The organism is Thermogemmatispora sp., from assembly GCF_019683635.1.
Classification (GTDB): domain Bacteria; phylum Chloroflexota; class Ktedonobacteria; order Ktedonobacterales; family Ktedonobacteraceae; genus Thermogemmatispora.
The window spans coordinates 1-19979 of sequence record NZ_JADGIA010000019.1 but is presented as its reverse complement, the minus strand read 5'-3'; the positions used below and the strand labels follow the sequence as shown (position 1 = coordinate 19979).

Annotated in this window: 13 protein-coding genes; 4 read left to right on the top strand and 9 right to left on the bottom strand. The window is 59.3% G+C overall.

Going from position 1 to position 19979, the window contains the following annotated elements; translation table 11 throughout:
- Positions 1 to 290 precede the first annotated feature (290 nt).
- The 3 genes from IRZ31_RS03995 to IRZ31_RS03985 form a co-directional block, all read right to left on the bottom strand.
- Positions 291 to 1139: a VCBS repeat-containing protein gene (locus tag IRZ31_RS03995; protein ID WP_297149812.1), complete on the bottom strand. Its 849-nt coding sequence runs from the start codon at positions 1137 to 1139 to the stop codon at positions 291 to 293.
- Positions 1140 to 1293: 154 nt separating this feature from the next.
- Positions 1294 to 3282 (bottom strand): serine/threonine-protein kinase, encoded by a 1989-nt coding sequence (locus tag IRZ31_RS03990; RefSeq protein WP_297149810.1) that lies wholly within the window; start codon positions 3280 to 3282, stop codon positions 1294 to 1296.
- An 84-nt stretch (positions 3283 to 3366) separates the two neighbouring features.
- Complete coding sequence (locus tag IRZ31_RS03985) at positions 3367 to 5403, bottom strand: DUF790 family protein (protein WP_297149807.1); 2037 nt, start codon at positions 5401 to 5403, stop codon at positions 3367 to 3369.
- A 504-nt stretch (positions 5404 to 5907) separates the two neighbouring features.
- Here IRZ31_RS03985 and IRZ31_RS03980 point away from each other — a divergent pair.
- Positions 5908 to 8124 carry a serine/threonine-protein kinase gene (locus IRZ31_RS03980; RefSeq protein WP_297149804.1) on the top strand — a complete coding sequence of 739 codons (2217 nt, stop codon included), beginning with the start codon at positions 5908 to 5910 and terminating at the stop codon, positions 8122 to 8124.
- Positions 8125 to 8270: 146 nt separating this feature from the next.
- Here the strand turns inward: IRZ31_RS03980 and IRZ31_RS03975 are convergent, their stop codons facing one another.
- From IRZ31_RS03975 to rnc, 4 genes are all read right to left on the bottom strand, one after another.
- Positions 8271 to 9686 carry a DEAD/DEAH box helicase gene (locus IRZ31_RS03975; RefSeq protein ID WP_297149801.1) on the bottom strand — a complete coding sequence of 472 codons (1416 nt, stop codon included), beginning with the start codon at positions 9684 to 9686 and terminating at the stop codon, positions 8271 to 8273.
- A 107-nt stretch (positions 9687 to 9793) separates the two neighbouring features.
- Positions 9794 to 10756: a methylmalonyl Co-A mutase-associated GTPase MeaB gene (gene meaB, locus IRZ31_RS03970; RefSeq protein WP_297149799.1), complete on the bottom strand. Its 963-nt coding sequence runs from the start codon at positions 10754 to 10756 to the stop codon at positions 9794 to 9796.
- Positions 10757 to 10763: 7 nt separating this feature from the next.
- Positions 10764 to 11186 carry a cobalamin B12-binding domain-containing protein gene (locus IRZ31_RS03965; RefSeq protein WP_297149797.1) on the bottom strand — a complete coding sequence of 141 codons (423 nt, stop codon included), beginning with the start codon at positions 11184 to 11186 and terminating at the stop codon, positions 10764 to 10766.
- A gap of 462 nt (positions 11187 to 11648) precedes the next feature.
- Complete coding sequence (gene rnc / locus IRZ31_RS03960) at positions 11649 to 12371, bottom strand: ribonuclease III (RefSeq protein WP_297149794.1); 723 nt, start codon at positions 12369 to 12371, stop codon at positions 11649 to 11651.
- A gap of 272 nt (positions 12372 to 12643) precedes the next feature.
- Between rnc and IRZ31_RS03955 the strand changes: the two genes are divergently transcribed.
- The 3 genes from IRZ31_RS03955 to IRZ31_RS03945 all read left to right on the top strand — a co-directional run bounded on the left by IRZ31_RS03955 (position 12644) and on the right by IRZ31_RS03945 (position 17182).
- Positions 12644 to 14659: a copper resistance protein CopC gene (locus IRZ31_RS03955; RefSeq protein WP_297149792.1), complete on the top strand. Its 2016-nt coding sequence runs from the start codon at positions 12644 to 12646 to the stop codon at positions 14657 to 14659.
- A gap of 122 nt (positions 14660 to 14781) precedes the next feature.
- Positions 14782 to 15870 carry a sialidase family protein gene (locus IRZ31_RS03950; RefSeq protein ID WP_297149787.1) on the top strand — a complete coding sequence of 363 codons (1089 nt, stop codon included), beginning with the start codon at positions 14782 to 14784 and terminating at the stop codon, positions 15868 to 15870.
- 100 nt (positions 15871 to 15970) lie between these two features.
- Positions 15971 to 17182, top strand: a complete 1212-nt coding sequence (locus IRZ31_RS03945; protein ID WP_297149785.1) for a hypothetical protein — start codon at positions 15971 to 15973, stop codon at positions 17180 to 17182.
- A gap of 129 nt (positions 17183 to 17311) precedes the next feature.
- Here IRZ31_RS03945 and IRZ31_RS03940 read toward each other — a convergent pair whose 3' ends face one another.
- Together IRZ31_RS03940 and IRZ31_RS03935 are read right to left on the bottom strand one after the other, a co-directional pair.
- Positions 17312 to 19078, bottom strand: a complete 1767-nt coding sequence (locus IRZ31_RS03940) for a hypothetical protein (RefSeq protein WP_297149780.1) — start codon at positions 19076 to 19078, stop codon at positions 17312 to 17314.
- 13 nt (positions 19079 to 19091) lie between these two features.
- Positions 19092 to 19937: an ABC transporter ATP-binding protein gene (locus tag IRZ31_RS03935; protein WP_297149777.1), complete on the bottom strand. Its 846-nt coding sequence runs from the start codon at positions 19935 to 19937 to the stop codon at positions 19092 to 19094.
- Positions 19938 to 19979 lie beyond the last annotated feature (42 nt).

Here is a 19979-nt window from a genome sequence, read left to right as displayed (position 1 = left end):
GCTGCCGCAGAAGTCAGTGTTGTGCCCGAATTTCAGCTCCCAGGTCACCAGCATCGGCAGCCACCAGCGCTGCAGGCTGTGGGAGCAGCCGCTCCATCGGAGCGCGACAGCTGACTCTCGTCGGGCTTGCTCGCCCTGTGATAGGGCAAGAAAGAGGTGCGCTGCAGCACCAAGCGGCTCGTTGCCTCCCGGGCCGGGGGAGAGGGTGCTGGCCCTGACCAGCTCTCTCCCGGTGAGAGGCGCTGGACCCCGCCCCGGGGCCGAGAAAGCGCGGTCCACATCGGTCCACATCAGGAAGAGGTGAATCTGAGTGGCTCGCCAGGTCGAGCGGGGCGGAAGGAACCGTCCTCATTGATGAAGAAGAAGTGGCTGCCTTCGATGGTCACAACCATATCGGGCTTGCCATCGCCGTTGACATCCTGGAAGCTGAGAGTCACTGGTGCCAGGTCCTGCCCAGGCCCAACCAGTACTGGCCCTACATAGATACGGGCTTTGGTGGCATCGCCGCCAGGAAATTCGATAATCTCGACGTGGCGGTTGAGATTCAAGGCAATAAAATGGCTCGGGTTCGCGGGGGAATCGTTATGCCCCACCACGGCATCGATCTGGAAGGTGCGTGGGCGCCCATAGCGCCAGTCATCGAGCGTGGTCTGCCACCAGCCGGTCAGGGCGGTCAGGACGACCCAGCCGATAACCATCGCCAGCCAGAAGAGGCCCAGCCACAGCAGCCAGTGATAGCGCCTCCCGGCTTGCTGGGGTGACGGTGCTGACCGGAGCGGTTCCTCGGTGCGCCGCTCCCGCGCCCGCTCCGGCGCAGCGACTGCCGGGTTCACCGCAGGCTGACGCTCGCTGGCACGGCGGCGCGCTGGCGTGGGTGTTCTTGTTTCACTCTGACGTTGAGCAGCGCTACGCCGTGTACTGACAAGACTACTCTCCGGTAGTGCATCGGCACGAGCCCGCCCGACCTCAGTCTTCACATCGGCTAACACCTGATAGCGGCGCACAACGCTGGTGGGACGCGCCTCCTTCCAGGAAGCTTCATCTTCCTCGTGAACTGTGCTCTCTCGTTCGTCATCGCTGTGCGGGAGCTGATGCAGAGGGAGGGACTCCGCTGCTCGCCGAAGATGGTTCGGGTTCAAACTGTCACCTGCTTCCTTTCTTGCGCTCAGGCTTTGGGGACGGCTAGAAAATTTGTTCTAGTTTTTGGGGACAGTATACCCTATAGCGCCGTCTCCGTCAAGCCAGGCTTGTCAATGTTGAGAGGCCGGGCCATCCCTACCAGCCCAGTCAGTCTTAGTGGCTGTGGGGGGTCAGGCGCAGGTAGAGATAGGCATCGAGCAAGCCGCGTAGGGAGCCGATCAGGGCCAGCAGACCTGCCCAGAGGAGCAGGGCTATCCAGGGAGGATTAAACTGGGCAAAGAACCAGCTCTGTCTCGCGACGAGTAATCCCCAGGCGGAGGCGAACAGGAAGGCAGCGAGAAACATGAAGAGGCCTGCACAGGCACTGGTGCGTATGAAGGAGGCTGTGGAGAGTCTGCGCGTCTCAATAGACACCACCGCGCCTGGCGTTGGAGCAGCTACAAGTGCAATAAGCAATAAACCAAGCATGTTGAGCAAATTGGAAGCAAAGAGGTGCTGAGCCGAGGTGGCTAACGTCAGAATCAAGATGATAGTAAGAGGCAAGAGTCCGGTGAGAGCCGCCTCAGCAGCGGCGCGCCAATGGACTGGAGCAACCTCGACCTGGTCATGGGCCACATCGACCTGCCCCAGCTGACGCACGGCATAGATGTTGCTGCCTAAAAGTAGGGTATAGGCCAGCAGTGGCAGCCAGGGAGCGGCGGCATCGGCCAGGCCAACCAGGAGCGTGGCGCCCGCCAAGGCAACCAGCGAGGCCGCACTGGTGCGGTAGATGGCTCCTCTGACGTTGCGCAGAGAGGAGCGTGTGACGCCGCAGAATCCAAGGGCGGCGAGGGCCAGCAGATTGATACCCGTGGCCAGCAAGACCCCGAGATCAGCCAGCAACACGCCCTTGCCGCTGCTGAGGGCGTAGAGCAGGGCCAGAATCGGGAATTGGGCCACCAGGGCGATGAGGATTAGGCTATAGTAAAAGAGACGCCGCCCCTCGTGGAAGATCGGGGCTGGCTCGGTCTCTTCATCCGGCGAAACAGGCGGCGTGAACTGCTCCTGAACCTGGTGTTGCGAAGGCCATTCCCAGGGTCGCGGCCCTTGCTGCCAGGGGGCGCGCCCTGCTGGGGGGGCGCCTCCCTCCCAGCCTTTCGGCCTCGCCCCTACGGCCTCGCTCACAGCCTCGCTCACGGCCTCTCTCACAGCCTCTCTCACCGGCTCGGCAACGGTCAGATCGCTGTTGTCAGCATTGCCGCTGATGCGCAATACGCCCGAAGCAGGCGTGGGTAAGGCCCCGAGTACAGCGCTGCGCAGGGCGGCAGCCAGCTCTAGCGCACTCTGATAGCGATCTTCGGGACGCTTGGCCAGGGCTTTGAGAACGACCTCTTCAACCGCCGGTGGCAGGTCGGGACGCTTCTGGCTCGGCAAAGGCACAGGCTCGCTCAGGTGCTTGTTCATGACGATAAAGGGCGTAGTACCAGTGAAGGGCACTTCACCGGTCAAAAGTTCGTAGAGTACGACCCCCATCGAATAGATGTCAGAGCGATGATCGACTTCGCTGGTGCTGACCTGCTCAGGCGAGGCGTACTCAACGGTCCCTAGAAAATCACCAATGGCGGTCAAGGCCGGTAAGGTCTCCAGGCGCACAATGCCGAAGTCGCTCAAAAGCAAGCGCCCGTCTAGATGGAAGAGCAGGTTCGCCGGCTTGACATCGCGGTGGACGATGCCGAAGTTGTGGGCATAGTTGAGAGCATCAGCAAGCTGGCTCATGTAGCTGACGATGATGCGCAGATCAAAGTGCCGCCCCTCGCGCTTCATCTCATCGATACGGTCGCGCAGCGTTCCCCCACGCATGTAGGGCATGACCAGGTAGGCCAGTCGCTCGTTGCCAACGAGTGCCTCATCATATTCATAGATAGGAAGAATATTTTTATGTTCTAGACGAGCAACAGTATCAGCTTCGCGTCGAAAGCGCTCTAAGAAATTGCGTTGCTCTTCAGGGTCGTAGCTGAGGGAAGGAATCAGCACCTTGACGGCGACTGTGCGCACAGGCCGCGATTGCTGTGCCAGAAAGACAGCTCCCATGCCGCCCCGCCCAATGATCCGCTCCAGTGTACATGTGCCAAGCGTCACGCCTAGAAGCTCATTGACGTCCATTCTCTATCCTTAAGAAGCAATTCCCTTGTTATTCTGACTACCCAGCAAGCAGAGAACAGAGATGGTGGCACTGCCGTGCCCTGCTCAAGCCCAGAGATCAGGCTGCGCTAGATCCTGAGAGGCACGCGGGCGACGCTCTTTTTCGCCCGAGCTTCCCGCGCCGGAACGCGGTTTGCGTTCACGCGTAGGCCGCTCCGCTGGCAGGATGGCGACCGACGGTGGTTCGCTGCTGGCGCTGGTGGCCTCGGTTGTAGTTGTGCTCTCTACGCCTCTATAGGTGATCCGTGTCTCAAAGATGGAGCTGTGCTCGACGCTCACGCCTTCAAGCTGTTCAAGCAGGGCCTCCAGGGCCGCATCATCGCAGTCCACCAGGCATGGCCATCGCAGGCGTAGCTCAGCCGCTACAGCGCTCCAGGCCGTTGTACCACGTTCTTCTACCCACTTTACGAACGAGGCGGCAAAGCGTTCAAACCACTCACACGTATAGAGACCAACGCCAGGAAGAAAGCGAATACTCTGATCACTGATGACCGCTGCTGCCTGTTCCAGCTCAGTCCGCCGGTAGCAGCGCAGCAAGGTGTAGCAGTCACGCTCAGCAATGAAGTTCTCCCGACGAATCTGCTGCCGTACCGCCTCTCGATCGAGGAGGGCCAGGCGCCCGGGGAAGTCATCGTAACGGCTGCGGAGCAGATGCAGGAGATCGCTGAGGGCCACCTGGCCATCGTAGTTCACGATAGGAAAGGCTCCTTCCAGGGAGGCAAAGGCTGCCCGCGCCTCGCGAGGTACGAGAAGAATAATATCGCTACGTCCTTGCAACTGCTGCAATTTCTGTATTTTACGTTCTCGATAAGAAGGTGTCCAGAAGCCCAGGATCTCGACATAAAGGCGCTGCTGTCCTCGTGAAAGAGCAAAATCGGGGATAAAGATGCCTTCTCGCAGCAGAAGCGGCTCAGGCTCACGCTCCAGGCACCAGCCTTCCAGTCCTTGACCCGGACCACGTTCGAGCGCCTGGAAGGCAGCGGCGAAGGTGCTTTCCAGCTCGCTGTCAAAGAGAGGCTCGCCCGCCTCGGCTGGCCGTCCCGTCTGGTCCTCCTCTGGCAAGGTCAGCAGGGAGAGCAGAGCGGGGTCCAGGGGCAGGTGATAGGCTCGTTCGCCTAGATAGACCAGGGCCTCGGCAGCCACAATGGCTTTGCGCAGTCGCTCACCGCTGCGCCCGCGCCGACGGGCGCTTGTGCCCGTCGCGGGAGACGGAGCGTACTCCAGGAGCAAGCGACAGAGACGGGCCAGTCGCTGCCCATACTGCTGAGGGAGGCCTGTCATTTCCTGGGGACCATAACAGGTCAAGCGCAGACGCGCGGGCTGATCTCTATCGGAGAGCGGCAGAGGATCACCATCCAGCTCAGCAGCGTAATCCAGATCATAATAGACGCCCAGACGGCGCGCCAGGTAGCAGAAGCGTTTGATCACCGCTCCCAGGCCGACCGGCTCGACAGCCCTCAACGCCTGACAGTCGAGGAGAAAGGTCACCCGAGCCGCGCTGCTCAAGGCTGCCTCAAAGATAGCCTGGTTGTAATGGGCGACGATCAGCGCCAGCTGGGGAACACTTTCGCTCACTCGCACCAGACGGGCCTCGTCCTCATTGTCGAGGATGAGCAGCCGATCTAGCTCGGGGAGCGAGAGAGAGAAACGGGCCGCAAAGGCTGTGAGGGCCGCCGTGCGTTCGCTGCCGGCCAGAAAACCGTCGTAGCTGCTGTTGACATAGTCGAAGAGCGCAAGACGGAGCTGAACAGAGGAGGAAATGCCCGCTTGTTGGAGAGCCATCAGCGCTTGCTCACCGGCGGCGAGGTGGTTCAGCTCGTCGGTCCAGGCCGGCTGCTGCCAGGTGTACCAGGTTCCAAGAACGGCTATCAGACCGTCGGCAAGACGATAGTCACCAATACAGGCACGCGCTTCATCTAGAGAAAAGGCCCGTCGCGGTTGCCCGAGCAGCCCTTCATAGTAGGCGAGGAGCTGCGCGATCTCGGCACCTAGCTCTCCCGGCTGCAGCCAGCGCAGCGCTAGATAGCGTTCGCCGCCGCGACGGTAGACCTGCTTCTTGACATCTTGTAGACTGAGACGCACACACGATCTCCCTGACTTCTCGCCCCCGTCGTTCTCTAACGGACAGAGGCATTATATCGCAAACAAGCGGCACTGCCTAGCAGTGACCTCTCTGCCACAAGCAGGCCAGCGGTCGGGCCAGTGGTGGGACCTTTCTCCCATCCCATAAGGGTAGGACGCACATAGGGGGTTCTCCAGAGGGAAGGCAACAAAAATATTATTATGATCGATAAAATTATTTCTATCAAAAAGAGTTTTGTCGTGAAGCTTGTAAAGAAGCTGACCCAGAGACATTGGTATGATCTCATTGCATGGTTGTCCCGCATCTGGTATAGTACTCACGGGAAGGCAATGGATGGGCATTGGGCTGGTTGACGGCCACTCTCGCCCTCGGGCGCTCCGCTTGGGCAGGGAAGCAGCGCAGCGCTATCCTCACAAAAATGGGCGCTTGCGACCGTGTTCTATTTCAGGGAGAGAGCATACACACTGTAGGATAACCACCATCCTGAACAGAGGGGGGTTGCTATGAGCACCATCCCGCGCCGCATTGGCAGATATGGATTACAGCAGCAACTGGGCAGTGGCAGCCTGGGCGAGGTCTGGATGGCCTACGACCTTGAGCGCAACCAGGTGGTAGCGCTCAAGCTGTTCCACAGCGATTTGCAGGCCGATCCCAACTTCCTGGCACGCTTCCAGCAAGCTGGCCAGATGCTAAGCGCCCTGCATCATCCCAATATTGTGTCGTTGCTCGGCTTCGAGGTGCTCCGCGTACCGGAGACCAACAGCACGACGGCCTGTATGGCGATGGAGTACGTGGAGGGGGAGACTCTGGCCCATTATATTCAGCATACGCTGCGCAAGGGCCTCTTTCCTCCTATTTCCGCCCTTGTCTACCTTTTTAAGGCCCTTGGAGCTGCCCTCGACTACGCTCACCAGCAGGGCATTATTCATGGCGGTTTGAAGCCTTCCAATATCCTGCTGGACCAGCGCCATGCTTTGCACAGTAAGATCGGCGAGCCGCGCATTGCTGATTTTGGCCTCGCCACGCTTTTCAAAGGGACGAGCAGCTTGCAGAGCGCCCTTTACATCTCACCCGAGCAAGCTCGTGGTCAGCCCCCTACTGAGCGAAGCGATATTTACTCGCTCGGCGTCATCCTGTATGAGCTGTGCACTGGGGTCCAGCCTTTCCGCAGTGAGAGCGCCGTCGCCCTGATGATGCAGCATATTAACGTGCTGCCAACCCCTCCGATCTTGATTAATTCCAGCATTCCGCCAGGCCTTTCAGAGGTGATTCTCCGTGCAATCGCCAAAGACCCGGCAACGCGCTTCCGCAGCGCTTCAGCGCTGGCCGAGGCGGTAGCAGAAGCCTGCGCGGCGCTCCCTACGGGTCAGCTTTCGCTGGGTGATGAGTTTCTCCGCGATGGCCAGGGTTCCGCGGAGGAGCCTAGTGCTCTCTCCGGCCCGCTGCCCGCGGCCACCGCCCAGACGACACGACGCATCCCGGTGGTTACCCCGGAGGGCGGAGCGGCCCCAAGTACGCCTTTGCCGGCTCCCGTTCCCGCTCGTCTTCCTCAACCTCTCCCGCCCGCTCCTCCTGCGCCTGCTCTGCCTCCAGCGACTACAGCGGTGCTGCCCGCCGTTCCAGTCCGAGGACGTGGGAAGGAGTTTCCTCTCAGCTACGCCATCATCAGCGGGGTTGTTCTCTGTATTATTATTTTGGGTGCAAGTTTCGCCAGCCTCTGGCCCCATCAAAGTCAGCCGAGTAGTCAACCAGCGACGCCCAGCATTCCCGGCTACGTCTTTTTCCAGGATGACGCTCTGGGTCACGCCGATGTGCTCCGTATCGAGATCTCCGGCCTGCCTGCTCCGGCAGCGAACCAGGGCTATTACGCCTGGATGCAGGCCAGCGGCTCCCGCATTATCCCCCTCGGGAAGTTACCGATCTCCAACGGCAAGGCCACCCTGGTCTATCCAGGTGATGCCCAGCATACAAATCTGCTCTCAGTAGCTACCGGTTTCTTTGTGACCCTGGAAGACGGTCAGCAGCAACCGCAGGCTCCCGCAGGACCCAAGGTCTATGCTGGTAATCTGAACGGCGCCGCGCTTTCCTATCTGCAGCATTTGCTCTACCTCGCCCCGGGCCTGCCCGAGAAGGTTGGCATCGCTGTGGAGATGTTCGAGACAATTAAGTCCATTAATGATAAGGCCAGCAGCATCGTTGATGATTTGCAAGGTCCCCACGACTACGGTCTGGCCTGGCGCCAGGCGAATCGCATTATTACCATGATCGACGGTACCAACTACGCTCATAGCAGCGGTGACCTTCCCGCTAATCAGCCTGCGCTCCTACAGATCCCGATCGGCCTCATTTCTTCGCCGTCTACTCCAGGGTACCTCGATATGATGGCCAGCGAGATCAGCCACTTGCAAGAGGTCGCTGGTCAGAATAGCCCGATGCTGCAGCACATCCAGCATATTAATAATGCCTTGAGCGATCTACGCCAGTGGTTGGCCAATATGCGTACCTACAGCGCTAAACTGGCTCAAACTCCTTTGGACCAGATGGGCAGTCAGAGCGCGCTTGATCTGGCACTGCAGTTGAAGAAGGCCGCAGCAGACTCCTATACAGGACGCGTGATTCCACCCAGCGACCAGCCCACGATGGACCAGGGTTCGGCAGGGATGTATCAAGCCTACGTCGAGTGTCAGTATCTGGCTGCGGTACCCCTGCAAAAAGTCTGAGCAGTAATGAGCGGAAGCTAGAGCAGCAGGTTGCTTTGTCCAGATTCGAGGCAAGCCGTTCTCTGCAGGCAGGAAGCCCCTCCCTCTCACCTCCGCCTTAGCAAGGAAGAGAGGCCTGGAGGCAAAAAAAGCCTGGCTCGTGGCACTCAAGAGGACTGGCGCCGTCGACGAGCGATCTCCTCTTCAGTCGTGCCGCTGGTGACCAGCTCGTAGAGGATGGCTTGCCCCTCCTTGGGTCGCAGAACCCGTCCCAGACGCTGGATATATTCGCGCCTGGTGCTGTTCCCGCTGACAATGATAGCCACGCGACAGTCGGGAAGGTCAACTCCCTCGTTAAGGACACGTCCAGTAACGAGCTTACTGTATTGCCCTCGGCGGAAGCGCTCTAGAATAAGCTGACGCTCCTCTGCAGCAGTCTTGTAGGTGACGCTGGGCAGACAGAAGCGCCGGCTGATCTCTTCAACAACCTGGTTATATTCGGAGAAGAGGATCACCTGGTCACAGGCGTGGCGTTTGAGCAATTGCTCGATCTGCTCATATTTGGCAGTTGCGTTGAGAGCGATGCGACGCGCTTCTCGCCAGGCACGCATGGCTGCTCGGGCCTCCTTGTCGCGTGCGCTGAGAAAGATCAGCTTCTGCTGGAAATCTTCCGGCGAGCGAATAGCGATCCGGCGACGACGGAGGAAGGAGCGATAGATGGCCCGCTGCTCGGCATAGTGCTGCTGGTCTTCGGGAGGAAGCGTTACCTCAATACGGATTTCTCGATACTGGGCCAGGTAGCGATCTTCGGTTAGCTCCTCTGGGCCGCGCCGGTAGACCTCGGGACCGATGAGTTCTTCTAGCTCCAGGTGAGCCATATCGCTGCGCTCAGGAGTGGCACTGAGGCCGAGGCGGCAGGGTGTAAAAGCACTGAGCGCAATCTGGCGATAGGTCGGTGCCGGGAGGTGGTGACATTCGTCAAAGATGAGCAAGCCAAAGCGTCGCAGCTCTAGCGGATAGAGAGCCGCAGAATCATAGGTGATGATGGTGATCGGCTGCAGATTCTTGTCGCCACCCCCGAAGAGGCCGATCTGCTCTGGCGCCAGTTGCAGCATGGAGGCTAGAGCCAGTCGCCATTGCTGCAGCAGGTCAATGGTGGGGACCACCACCACTGTCCAGAGCCGCAGAGAGTGGATAGCCAGGGCCGCCACCACCGTTTTGCCCGCTCCAGTCGGCAGGACGATAACCCCCGCTCCTTCCGCAGCCAGCCAGCGCTCCAGAGCCTCCTGCTGGTACGGACGCGCTTCCACAGCGGGCATCGGGACGAAGGGAAGAGCCGGACGCTCGTCGAAGGCAACCTGAAAAGGGGTTCCCTGCTGACTCAAGGCATGTTTGACGGCGGCGAAATGAATGGGCAGCGTGCGCAAGAAGCCATGACGACGATCGCGCCCAAGTTGGGCCGCAACCCGCTTCGGCAGGTGCGGCCCAAAGAGGCGCCGCAACAGCTCCTCCGTCGACAAGACGCCCCACTCAGCAGGCGGCCACAACACAAGATCACGTCCGCGCAGATCAATCACAATCATGCCTGCTCTCCTCGCTCTTCCCTTGCTGCGGCTTTGTCCAACCTGACGCCACGCCCCTCCCGGCTGCAGCTGCCCGATCGCCTGACCGGAGCGGAGTGGAATGGCGCTCAGCGAGGCAGGCCAAGACGCTCCTCCAGCTCACGTGCGACGCTATAGGGATCGCGTGCCCGCTCGCTGATCTCGCCCAGCAGGCGCTGCCACTCGCCGGGACTGACCTCCTCTTCAAGGTGCTGAAGCACCTTTTGTACGATCAGCGCTTCAATTTCACTGCGGATCTGACGCTGAGCACGCTGCCGGAGCAGGCCGCTGTCTTGCAGAAAGCGACGATGACGCTCCAGAGCGTCCACAAGTTGATCAATCCCCTCGCCTTTGAGGGCGCTGGTCAGGATAATCGGAATGCGCCAGGCCGCTGTCCGTCGGTCGGGGGCCAGACTCAAGAGCATGGCCAGCTCGGCAGCAGTCTGGTTGGCGCCCGGCTTATCTTTCTTGCTGACGACAAAGAGATCAGCGATCTCCAGAATACCGGCCTTGAGGGCCTGAACCTCATCGCCGAGGCCGGGAGCACACACCACCATGACGCTATGCGCGGCTCGCATGATTTCGACCTCGGCCTGCCCGGTGCCGACGGTCTCAATAAGAATCGGGTCGTAACCGGCAGCATCCATAGCCCGCACGACATCACGGGTAGCGGCGGAGAGGCCCCCCAGGCTTCCGCGGCTGGCCATGCTCCGAATGAAGACGCCCGGATCGCCAGCCAGCTCCATCATGCGAATACGGTCGCCAAGCAATGCCCCACCAGAGAAGGGACTGGTGGGATCAACGGCGATCACCGCTACACGTCGCTCACGCTGGCGAAATTCGCGCGTGAGCTGGGTCACCAGGGTGCTCTTGCCTACACCAGGAGATCCTGTGATGCCTATGATGTGAGCGCGCCCAGCGTGTCGATGCAACTCAGCCAGGCAATCGCGAATACCAGGTACCCCATTTTCGATGAGGGTCACCATACGAGCCAGCGCGCGCCGGTCGCCGCTCAGAAGACGCTCGATTAGATTCTGATTCTGGTTCTGCAAGCCGCACCTACACCTCTACCTGGAGACGCTCAGGGTGAATATTCTCACGCACGAACTGAATGATCTGCTCAACGGGGGTTCCCGGGCCAAAGCAACCCTTAATGCCCATCGCTTTAATAGCGGGGATGTCCTCATCGGGCAAGATCCCCCCGGCGGCTACGAGGACATCGGTGACGCCGTTCTGCTGCAGCAGCTCCATAATGCGGGGGAAGAGAGCCATGTGCGCGCCGGAGAGGATGCTCAGGAGGATGGCATCGACATCTTCCTGAATGGCGGCTTCCACAATCATCTCTGGTGTTTGACGAATGCCCGTATAGATAACCTCCATGCCTGCATCACGCAGGGCACGGGCGATAACTTTCGCGCCACGGTCATGCCCATCCAGTCCTGGTTTGGCAACCAACACGCGAATGGGACGAGTTGCAGCCATAAGGTGACTCCTTTGTCCAACCTCGCTGAAACCTGCGCCTGATATGGTCAGGCTAAACGTCTGGCCAGCTCCTTAGCCAGCCAGTTCCTGTGTGCGTCGCGCCAGCCTGCCGCTCCGCTCGGCTCTGCTCTGTGCAAGGCAGCCTTCGCCTCCGATGCGCATTTACGCTGCTTGGCTGCTAAGCAAAGACCAGAGGCAGCAGACCAGGTTTTACAGCAGCGTAGCCCGAGGAAGAAGCCCCTACATCGCCGCAGAGGCCGCCCAGGACCAGGCTCCAGGTACGCTACTCACGCATCTCCAATTGAGCACTACCATTCTACATCGGCCAACCAGTCCCTGCAAGCCGCCGCTTCTCCTCCACCCACCAGACTGAGGGAAGAAGAGAAGGAGACAGCCAGACAGCCGGCTAACTATGCGAACCAGGGATGAGTGCGAGCCACAAGGGCAAGAGAAAGGCTCGCTTCAGGGTGGGGTCTCGGGAGACCCTTCCGGCTGGAGTGAGCGGAGGGCGTCGAGGGCAGCCAGGCGCCCTGCTTCCTTGATGCTGGAAGCCGTGCCAACGCCGAGCAGCAGGTCATGTTCGAAGACACCAACGGTGAAGGTGCGGTCATTGCGGCTGCCACCCTCCTCCAGGACACGATAGCGGGGCAGGCAACCGGAGCGATGGAGTAGGATGTTTTGCAGGCGTCCTTTGGGATTGCTATTGAAGAGTTGCCTGTGCACCTCGTTGACGACCGGAAAAATCCACCGGGCCACGAACTCACGGGCGACTTCTGGCCCCTGATCAATGTGAATGGCGCCAACCAGAGCCTCTAGAACATCGGTGCACAGGGAATCACGCGAGCGCTCATTGAAGGTGCGCAAACTGGCGGTATCGACACGTACGAAATCAAAGAGGCCAAGCTGGCGTCCGATGCGCGAGAGCACCCGTCGGCTGACTACCTCCGACTTGAGCGAGGTCATTTCTCCTTCGGAGGCCTCCGGGAAGTTGCGATAAATATACTCCACGACGTGGGCGCTGATGATCGCATCACCGAGAAATTCCAGCGTGTCGTACGAGTCACGGATGGCCGTCTCAGGACAGCAGGAATGATGCGTCAGCGCGCGCTCCAGCAATCGTCGATCGTGAAAGGTAATCTGTAATCGGGCTTCCAGTTCTGCAAGATCGCTGGTGCTCTCCATCATACAGTATTATTATAGCCTACCTGAGCCACAAGCGTCGAGTCTCTCTCATCAGCTCTGGGTCCCGGGGCGCACCAGGCGCTGCAGCGACGCCCCCCGTCTCTTGACACCCTGTGGTAATCATCGGACAATGGGAACTGACCAGGGGCAGTGAAGAATCTGTTTTCTGCTTCTTACCAAGATCTTTCCCGCCATGTTTGCGTATCCATACAGTAGGTAAGTAAGGAGAGGCCAAGTAAGACCATGATCATCCCCATGCAGCCGAGGACAGGACAATGCTGATGCACAAGGATTTACGTCGCTCGGCCCGCTGGCGCCTGATGATCGGAGCGGCGCTTGTGGCCCTGGCCCTGTTCCTGCTCTTTCCCGGCACGGCAGAGGCCCATGCGGTGCTCCTACGCTCCGATCCCTCTCAGGATGCCCTCTTGCGGACCGCTCCGACAGAGGTTCGTCTCTGGTTCAGCGAGGATTTGAATCCGGCACTGAGCAGTGCCGTCGTGGTCAATAGCCATAATCAGCGTGTCGATACAGGGAATGCTCATGTCTCACCCAGCGACCCCACTGAGCTTGATCTCGGCTTAAAAGCGGACCTGCCTCCCGACGTGTATGTGGTTGTCTGGCGCAGCGTCTCCAACGTCGATGGGCATGTCCTTCGTGGCTCGTTTCTATTCACGATTGTCGAACCTAACGGCACAGTACCCCATCTGAACGCCAGCGCACCCCCACCCGGCCAGGACCTGCTCGGCGGTGGCAATACGAGCAGCCTTTACACGGGCCAAATCGATGCCGTCGGCCTTTTCAACTTGGTGGCAGTGACCCTGAGCGAACTGGGGGCCATCTTCTGGATGGGGGCCCAGCTGTGGCGCTTTTTTGTCCTGGAGGCGGTCCCTGCCGGCGAGGGCAGCGATAACCCCGAGGCGGAGGCCATCGTGCAGGCTATGCCTTCACGCTTCACTCGTCGCTTTGCCGTTCCCACCCTGCTGATGCTGCTAGTGGCTAATCTGGGCGTGCTTGTCGGTCAGGCCCTCTTTCTGAGCAATGGCCAATGGAGCGGCGCCCTGGCTCCCTCTCTCTTGCTGAGTATGGTCACAAGCAGCCGCTTTGGCACCTTCTGGTTGGGGCGCGAGGTGATAATCTTGCTGGCTCTGGCGGTGGCACTCTATCAACTCCTGAACCGTCGGCGCACCGCTCCTTTCGAACGTGCCTGCGCCTGGCTGAATCTCCTTCTCGGTCTGGCCCTCTTCGGCGCTATGACCCTCTCCAGCCACGCCGCCGCGGTGAGCAGCAATCTCGTCCTCTTTTCAGTCCTGATTGACTGGCTGCACTTACTCGGCTCGGCTTTCTGGATTGGTGGCATGTTCTACATCGTCACATGCTACCTACCTCTGTTAGAGCGGCATGCCCCTCCATTGCGCGCACAATCCTTAACAGCAGTTCTGCCGTACTATTCTCCGTGGGCAATTGCTGGCGTGCTCTTGCTGACCATCACTGGCCCCTTCAGCGCTTCGTTCCATTTGACCAGTCCCGCAGAGCTGATTACGACGGCCTATGGGCGCGCGCTGCTGATCAAGATTGTGCTGGTGGCCGCTCTGCTCGCGACCAGCGCTTTCCATGTGCTGCTGCTGCGCCCGCGTTTGAAAAAGGAGTATGGCAAATATGCCTACTGCCTTGAACGTCTGGAACAGAGCCAGACAAACCCGACAGCGCAGCAGACAGAAAAGGCGTCAGAGGAGCCTGAAACAGGAATTCAGAAGGGACGTTGGACCCGCCAGCTGAAGCTGCGGGAGAAGCGCCTGACCAGGCTGACCACTCGCCTGACAACCGTGCTGCGCTGGGAGCCACTGCTTGGCGTGGGGGTGCTGATCTGCGTCGGCCTGATGAATATCTTCGCCGGGACTTTGACCCCCACCACCGCCCTGAATCAAGCAGCTCCTACAGCTAGCCCGACCGCTACTGCGAAACCATTGACGACCAGCGCCACCACCAGCGACGGTCTCTTTACGGTAACGCTGACAGTCTCGCCGAACCGTTTCGGCACCAATACCTTTACCGTCAAGGTCAGCGATCGCCAAACGCAGCGCCCGGTGACCCAGGTCGGCGTGACGCTTTACCTGAATATGCTCGATATGGACATGGGCACGGAGGTACTGAACCTGCAGCCAGCCGCCGACGGAAGCTTCAGCGGCCAGGGTGATCTGACCATGAGTGGCAATTGGTCGGCTCGCGTGCAAATAAGAACTATAGATAACAAGCTTCATGAGACGCAGATCAAGTTTTTCACTCCTTTCTAGTGAGGGAACAAAAGAGCATGGCTGCTGTATTGGCTAGATGGCATCGAGGCCGCTCGCCGAACCAGAGGCAGGGCAGCGGGGGCGGCCCACGACGTTCCCGGTGGGGGGACCTTGGACCAACAGTGCTGCTCATTTTACTCTTCGTGCTCCTGCCAGCGGGCATGCTGGCCTGCAGCCTGCCAGGCAGCGGCCAGGATTCGGCGCTGTCGACCCCCACGGTAGCCACAGAGGGCAACGGTTTCGGAAGTGCTGCTAACCATGTGCATTCCTTGCTTGCTCTCCCTCCTCATGTCCTGCTCCTGGCCACCCATTACGGCCTTTTCCGCTCGGGGGATGGAGGTCAGCATTGGCAGGAGGTCGCTGGCGGTCAAGGGCAACTCATGGAAAACCTTATGACCTACTCGCTCACAGTTAGCCCGCTTGATTCCCAGCGCCTCTACGTGCTGACCTACCCCAGCGTGAGCAACGCCCGTGGCACACCGGGCCTCTATATGAGCAAGAACCAGGGCAGGACCTGGCAACTGATGGCAAGCAGCGCCAGTTTGACGCGAACCACTATTTTCCTGGCCGCCGCTGGCAACGATAGTCCCAACGAGGTCTATATCTATCTCTCAGAGCGTCAGGAGTACGGCTTGCTTGTCAGCCACGACGGCGGAAGCCATTTCCGAGAGACCGGGAAGCTGCCTTTCTCTGTGATCAGCGGCCTCCTACCGCTACCGGGAGCACCAGGCCATCTGCTGGTCTATAGCAGTGCAGGAATGGCGCTGAGTAGTGATGGCGGCCTTCACTGGCAGCTGATTGCTGGCATTCATGGCGGCATCTTCGATGTTACCACTGCCGGCCCCAACCAGCCAATCTACGCCAGCGGCGATGCCGGCATGTATATCTCACGCGACGGTGGCCGCACCTTTACGCCCAGTACGCGCAGTACAAGCGCACGCTCCTTTTTTCTCTTGACTTCCCTGGTCGCTGCACCCAGCAACCCGCGCATTCTCTACGGCGAAACCGCTACCAGCATCTACTGCAGCACTGATGGTGGCCAGAGCTGGGTCAGTTTGCCAACGATCCGCGGCAACTTGAGCGAGCTGGCGGTCGATCCGCTCAATCCTTTCCAGCTCTATCTTTCGCTCTCTTATCCAACAGCAGTCTATGTGCTCAACGGTCAGGGCAATGGAGCGCACTGGCAGTCGCTGACCCCAACCAGCACGTGATGAGCCTGAGAGCCAATGAGCAAGAAACGGCTCAGCCTTCACCGGCATCGCCGGTACATCAAGCCAAAGCAAGCAAGCAAGCAAACAAGGAACAGACACCATGCGGATGTCATTTGTCGGACGAGGATCGGCTTTCTTGACGTCTCTATTGCTATCGCTGCTGACGATCCTGAGCCTCGTTGCACTCGCAAGCCTGGGTAATCCGCTGCCGGCCCTAGCCGATGGGGGAGCACCCAACCTGGCCTATGTAGCAGGCGGCGGCAACGGCATCGGTGTGATCGACATTGTCAAGCAACAGGTCCAGCCCTCCATTCGCCTGGCAGGCGATCCCCACATGGCCTATCTCAGCCTGGATGGACGCTTTCTCTATGTGGCCCAGCCCACTCTCGGTACAGTTAGCATGATTGCGGCTCGCACGGGACAGGTGCTTTGTTCAGCCCATGTAGCCGGCGCTCCCTCCTTTGTAGCTTTTGATCCAGGGGCCAATTTACTCTATGCCGCTGGCCCCGAGGCCCCCCTCATCAGCGTGCTCAACCCCGCAAATTGTGCGCTGGAGAGAACGATACGCGCGGCAAGCAACATCGCTGGCCTGGCGGTAGCCGTGGTCGGAAGCGGTATCTCGGGAGGCAAAGGCAACCAGCTCTGGGTCTCAGAGAGCCAGGCCCTGGCAGTCTATAATTCCTCTGGCCAGCGTCTGGCCACCGTCCCTGTTCCCCAGGGGCCGCTCTCGATCACCATTCCCCTTGGCTCCATCGCCTACGTCAGCACGCGCCAGCACAGCATCATTGCGGTCAACCTGGGAACACGCGAAATCTATCCAACGCTCTTCCGCGGTGGAGACTTCGGCGCCATGGATTATGATGCCATCACAGGCGATATCTACGTGCCAGACAAGGCGAGCCGGCAGCTCTATGTGTTGGCCCCTATCGTCCCAGGCAGTCCCCCGCCGGCGGAGCCAGACCACAGTTTTACCCTCAGCGCCGCTCCCCAGGCGGTGGCCATCACCAGCGATGGCCAATTCGGCTTTGCAGCCCTGGCCAATGGGGATGTAGCCATGCTCGATGTGCCGGCGCGTCAGATCATCAAGGTCTTCCACGTAGGTGGCTCACCACATTTCATCATCACCGGCCTCTATCCTCCCGCCCTGGGGACAACTCCTGCCACAACAGCATCAAGCGATCGTTTCATGACTGTAGCTCTCTACACCCTGATCGGCCTGGTGATCATTGTGCCCGTACTCTTCTTCTGGCTACGTCAGCGCCTGGGGCGGAGCCAGCCGTCAAAGGAGGAGTCCCCGCATGGCAAAGGCTGAGGCGGGAGAAAGAAGACAGGAAAGAAAGAAGGGGCCGCCTCCTCCTCTCCTGGCGAGAGGGGAGACGGCCCGCCAGCTTGAGCAGGGACTCTCCTGCCTGACTTGCCGCTCCGCAGCGGCTCCTTGTTCCTAATCGCGAACCACGGCCTCCAGGATCTCCGGCCCCCGGCGCAGCAGAGCCGGCGCGGCGACAAAGCGTGTCAGAAGAAGGTAAAAGGCGAGACCATAGGCCAGAGAGACAGGAATAGTTATGATCCAGAGCCAGGTCATGTTGAACCAGATTGGAAGAAGCATGGCCAGAATGACTGGCGCCAGCGAGATCAGCGAGATAGCCAGGATCAGCAACTGTAACAAGCCTCGCGTACAACCAGCACCGCTGTAGCTGGCGGAGCCAGTAAGAAGCATGCCACGCCTCTGGATCACAGGTTGAGGGAAGAAGACAGAGGTAAGGTTTCCCCAACCAAGCACAATACCTATGCTCGCCAGCCCGGAAACCAGGAACGGCAGCACGAAGTGCCAGAGACCCAGAAAGAGACATTCAAACGCGAGCATTGCCAGCAGAAGCACCAGGGCAGGCACAAGCACCGCCAGGTTTTTGCCAAAGAAGAGGCGCTCGGGCTTGATCGGATAAAGGAGCAGGACCGTCAGCGGCTTGCGCTCCAGCCCCAGGGCGTTGATCGAGAGCATGGAGAGGTAGAGGAAGACAATGAAGGGGGGATAGAAGAGAAAGAACCAGTCATCTGCGGCAACGCGATCTGCGTTCCTGCCAAGGAAGGGGGCCACCAAAGCCACACAGGCCACGACCAGGGGCATGATCAATTGTCCGAGCAGTTGAGGATCACGCCGGAAGTAACGCAGATCCTTGGCGGCAATGGCAAATGTCTGAGAAGAGAGGAAACGGGCAAACCAGGAGGCCCTGACCTGGCCCTGGGCAACGACTGGAGTAGCAGCCACTTCGGCAGCAGACGCAGACGGCACCGTGCCAGAGACAACGGGCCTCGCTCTTTGCGACAGGCGTCCGGCCTGGTTCCGTCCCCCGACTTCCGGCTGTGTGACCACTCGCTCTAGCACCCGCAGCCAGAGGTAGAGCAAGATCAGTGTGAGTAGCAGCGCCAGCAGCAGCCAGCCCAGACTGGCCAACCAATTGCCATTTAGTCCGGCCTCGATTGCCTGGGCGATCCAGCCGGGTGGGAGCCAGGCGAGGTAGTGGGAATACTGACGCTGCATCAATCCTTTGGTGAAGTTCTCGACAAAGATGCCGCGCAGCAAAAGCTGCTGTGCAATGTAAAAGAGAGCGAATCCGAGGATAATCACTATATAGCTCAGATCACGGAAACGCCGGTTCTGCAGGAGACCAGAGAGAAGAGCCATCACCAGCTGGCTGCAGCTCACGACAAATCCTAAAAAGATAAGCGTGGCTGCTATATTTAAAAGCAGCAATCCAGGAGAGAGGGTGAAGCCCAGGATAATTGTGATCAGCCACAGTATCAACCCAAAGCTCAATAAATCGATTAATTGAGCAATGAGGAGGCCAACCATCATTTCCCCACGTGTTAGGGGAAATTGGAGCAGCTTTGAGATATCCAGACCCTCATTCTGGGCATACTGGAAAACTGGCAACATAATCCAGAGCAATGTAATAGCAGTTAAGGCCACATAGAGCAGCTCTACATTGCCTGGAGGAGCTATCAGACGATAGGCCATAGTCAGGGCAAAGGCTGTACTGCCGCAACAGGCAGCTAGCAAAACGGCCCCGATAGCAAACGAGATGATATTTTGCGGGCTGCGTGTCAAGCCGCGCACAAAGAGACGCCAACGCAGCCAAAGCAGCCAGCGGAGCTTGTGTGGATCGAGCCTGAAACTACTAAGGCCACCAGAAGGGAAACTCGATGGCATACAGATCTCCTCTTTATTCAAGCCAGCTCAAGTTGTGCTCCTCGTTGCGCACCCCGATCACGTTCAAGAAAATGTCTTCCAGCGTGGCGTCGCGCGGCATATCACCGGTGCCGCTAGCCCGCGCTCGCAGCTCCTGAAGGGTCCCTTCTGCTACAAGCACCCCCTGGTTGATGATTCCCACGCGCGAGCAGAGGCGCTCGACCAGCTCCATAATATGGGAAGAGAAGAAGATCGTTGTCCCGCGCCTTGTCAGGTCTTGCAGGATGTCGCGGATCACTCGCGAGCTTACTGGATCGATCCCCTCAAAGGGCTCGTCCAGGAAAAGCACCTGGGGATTATGGATCAGGGCCGCTGCCAGGGCAATTTTCTTGCGCATCCCAACTGAATAGTCAATGATGAGCTTGTCGGCGTCCTCCTCCAGCGCCAGTAAGCGCAGCAGCTCGGACGAGCGCCGTTCGATCTCCCCTTTCGGTAACTCATACATATGGCCGGTGAAGGTCAAGAACTCACGCCCGGTTAAGCGCTCATAGAGATTGAGCTGCTCTGGTAACACGCCCATCAGGCGACGGGCTTGCAGCGGCTCTCGCCAGACATCAACGCCAGCCACCCAGACCTGGCCCGCCGTCGGACGCAGCAAACCAACCATCATTTTGATGGTGGTGGATTTACCGGCTCCATTGGGACCCAGAAACCCGAAGAATTCGCCACGCCTCACCACCAGGTTGAGGTGATTGACCGCCACCTTCTGGCCAAAGACACGCACCAGATCACGAGTGACAATCGCTGCTTCCTGCTGCCATTCCCCTACCTCTTGCACAAATGGATTGGCTACGGCAAACTGCCGAGGATCGGAATGCATCCGTTTACCTCCCAAAAATTATAACTAATTGCTATATTGTAT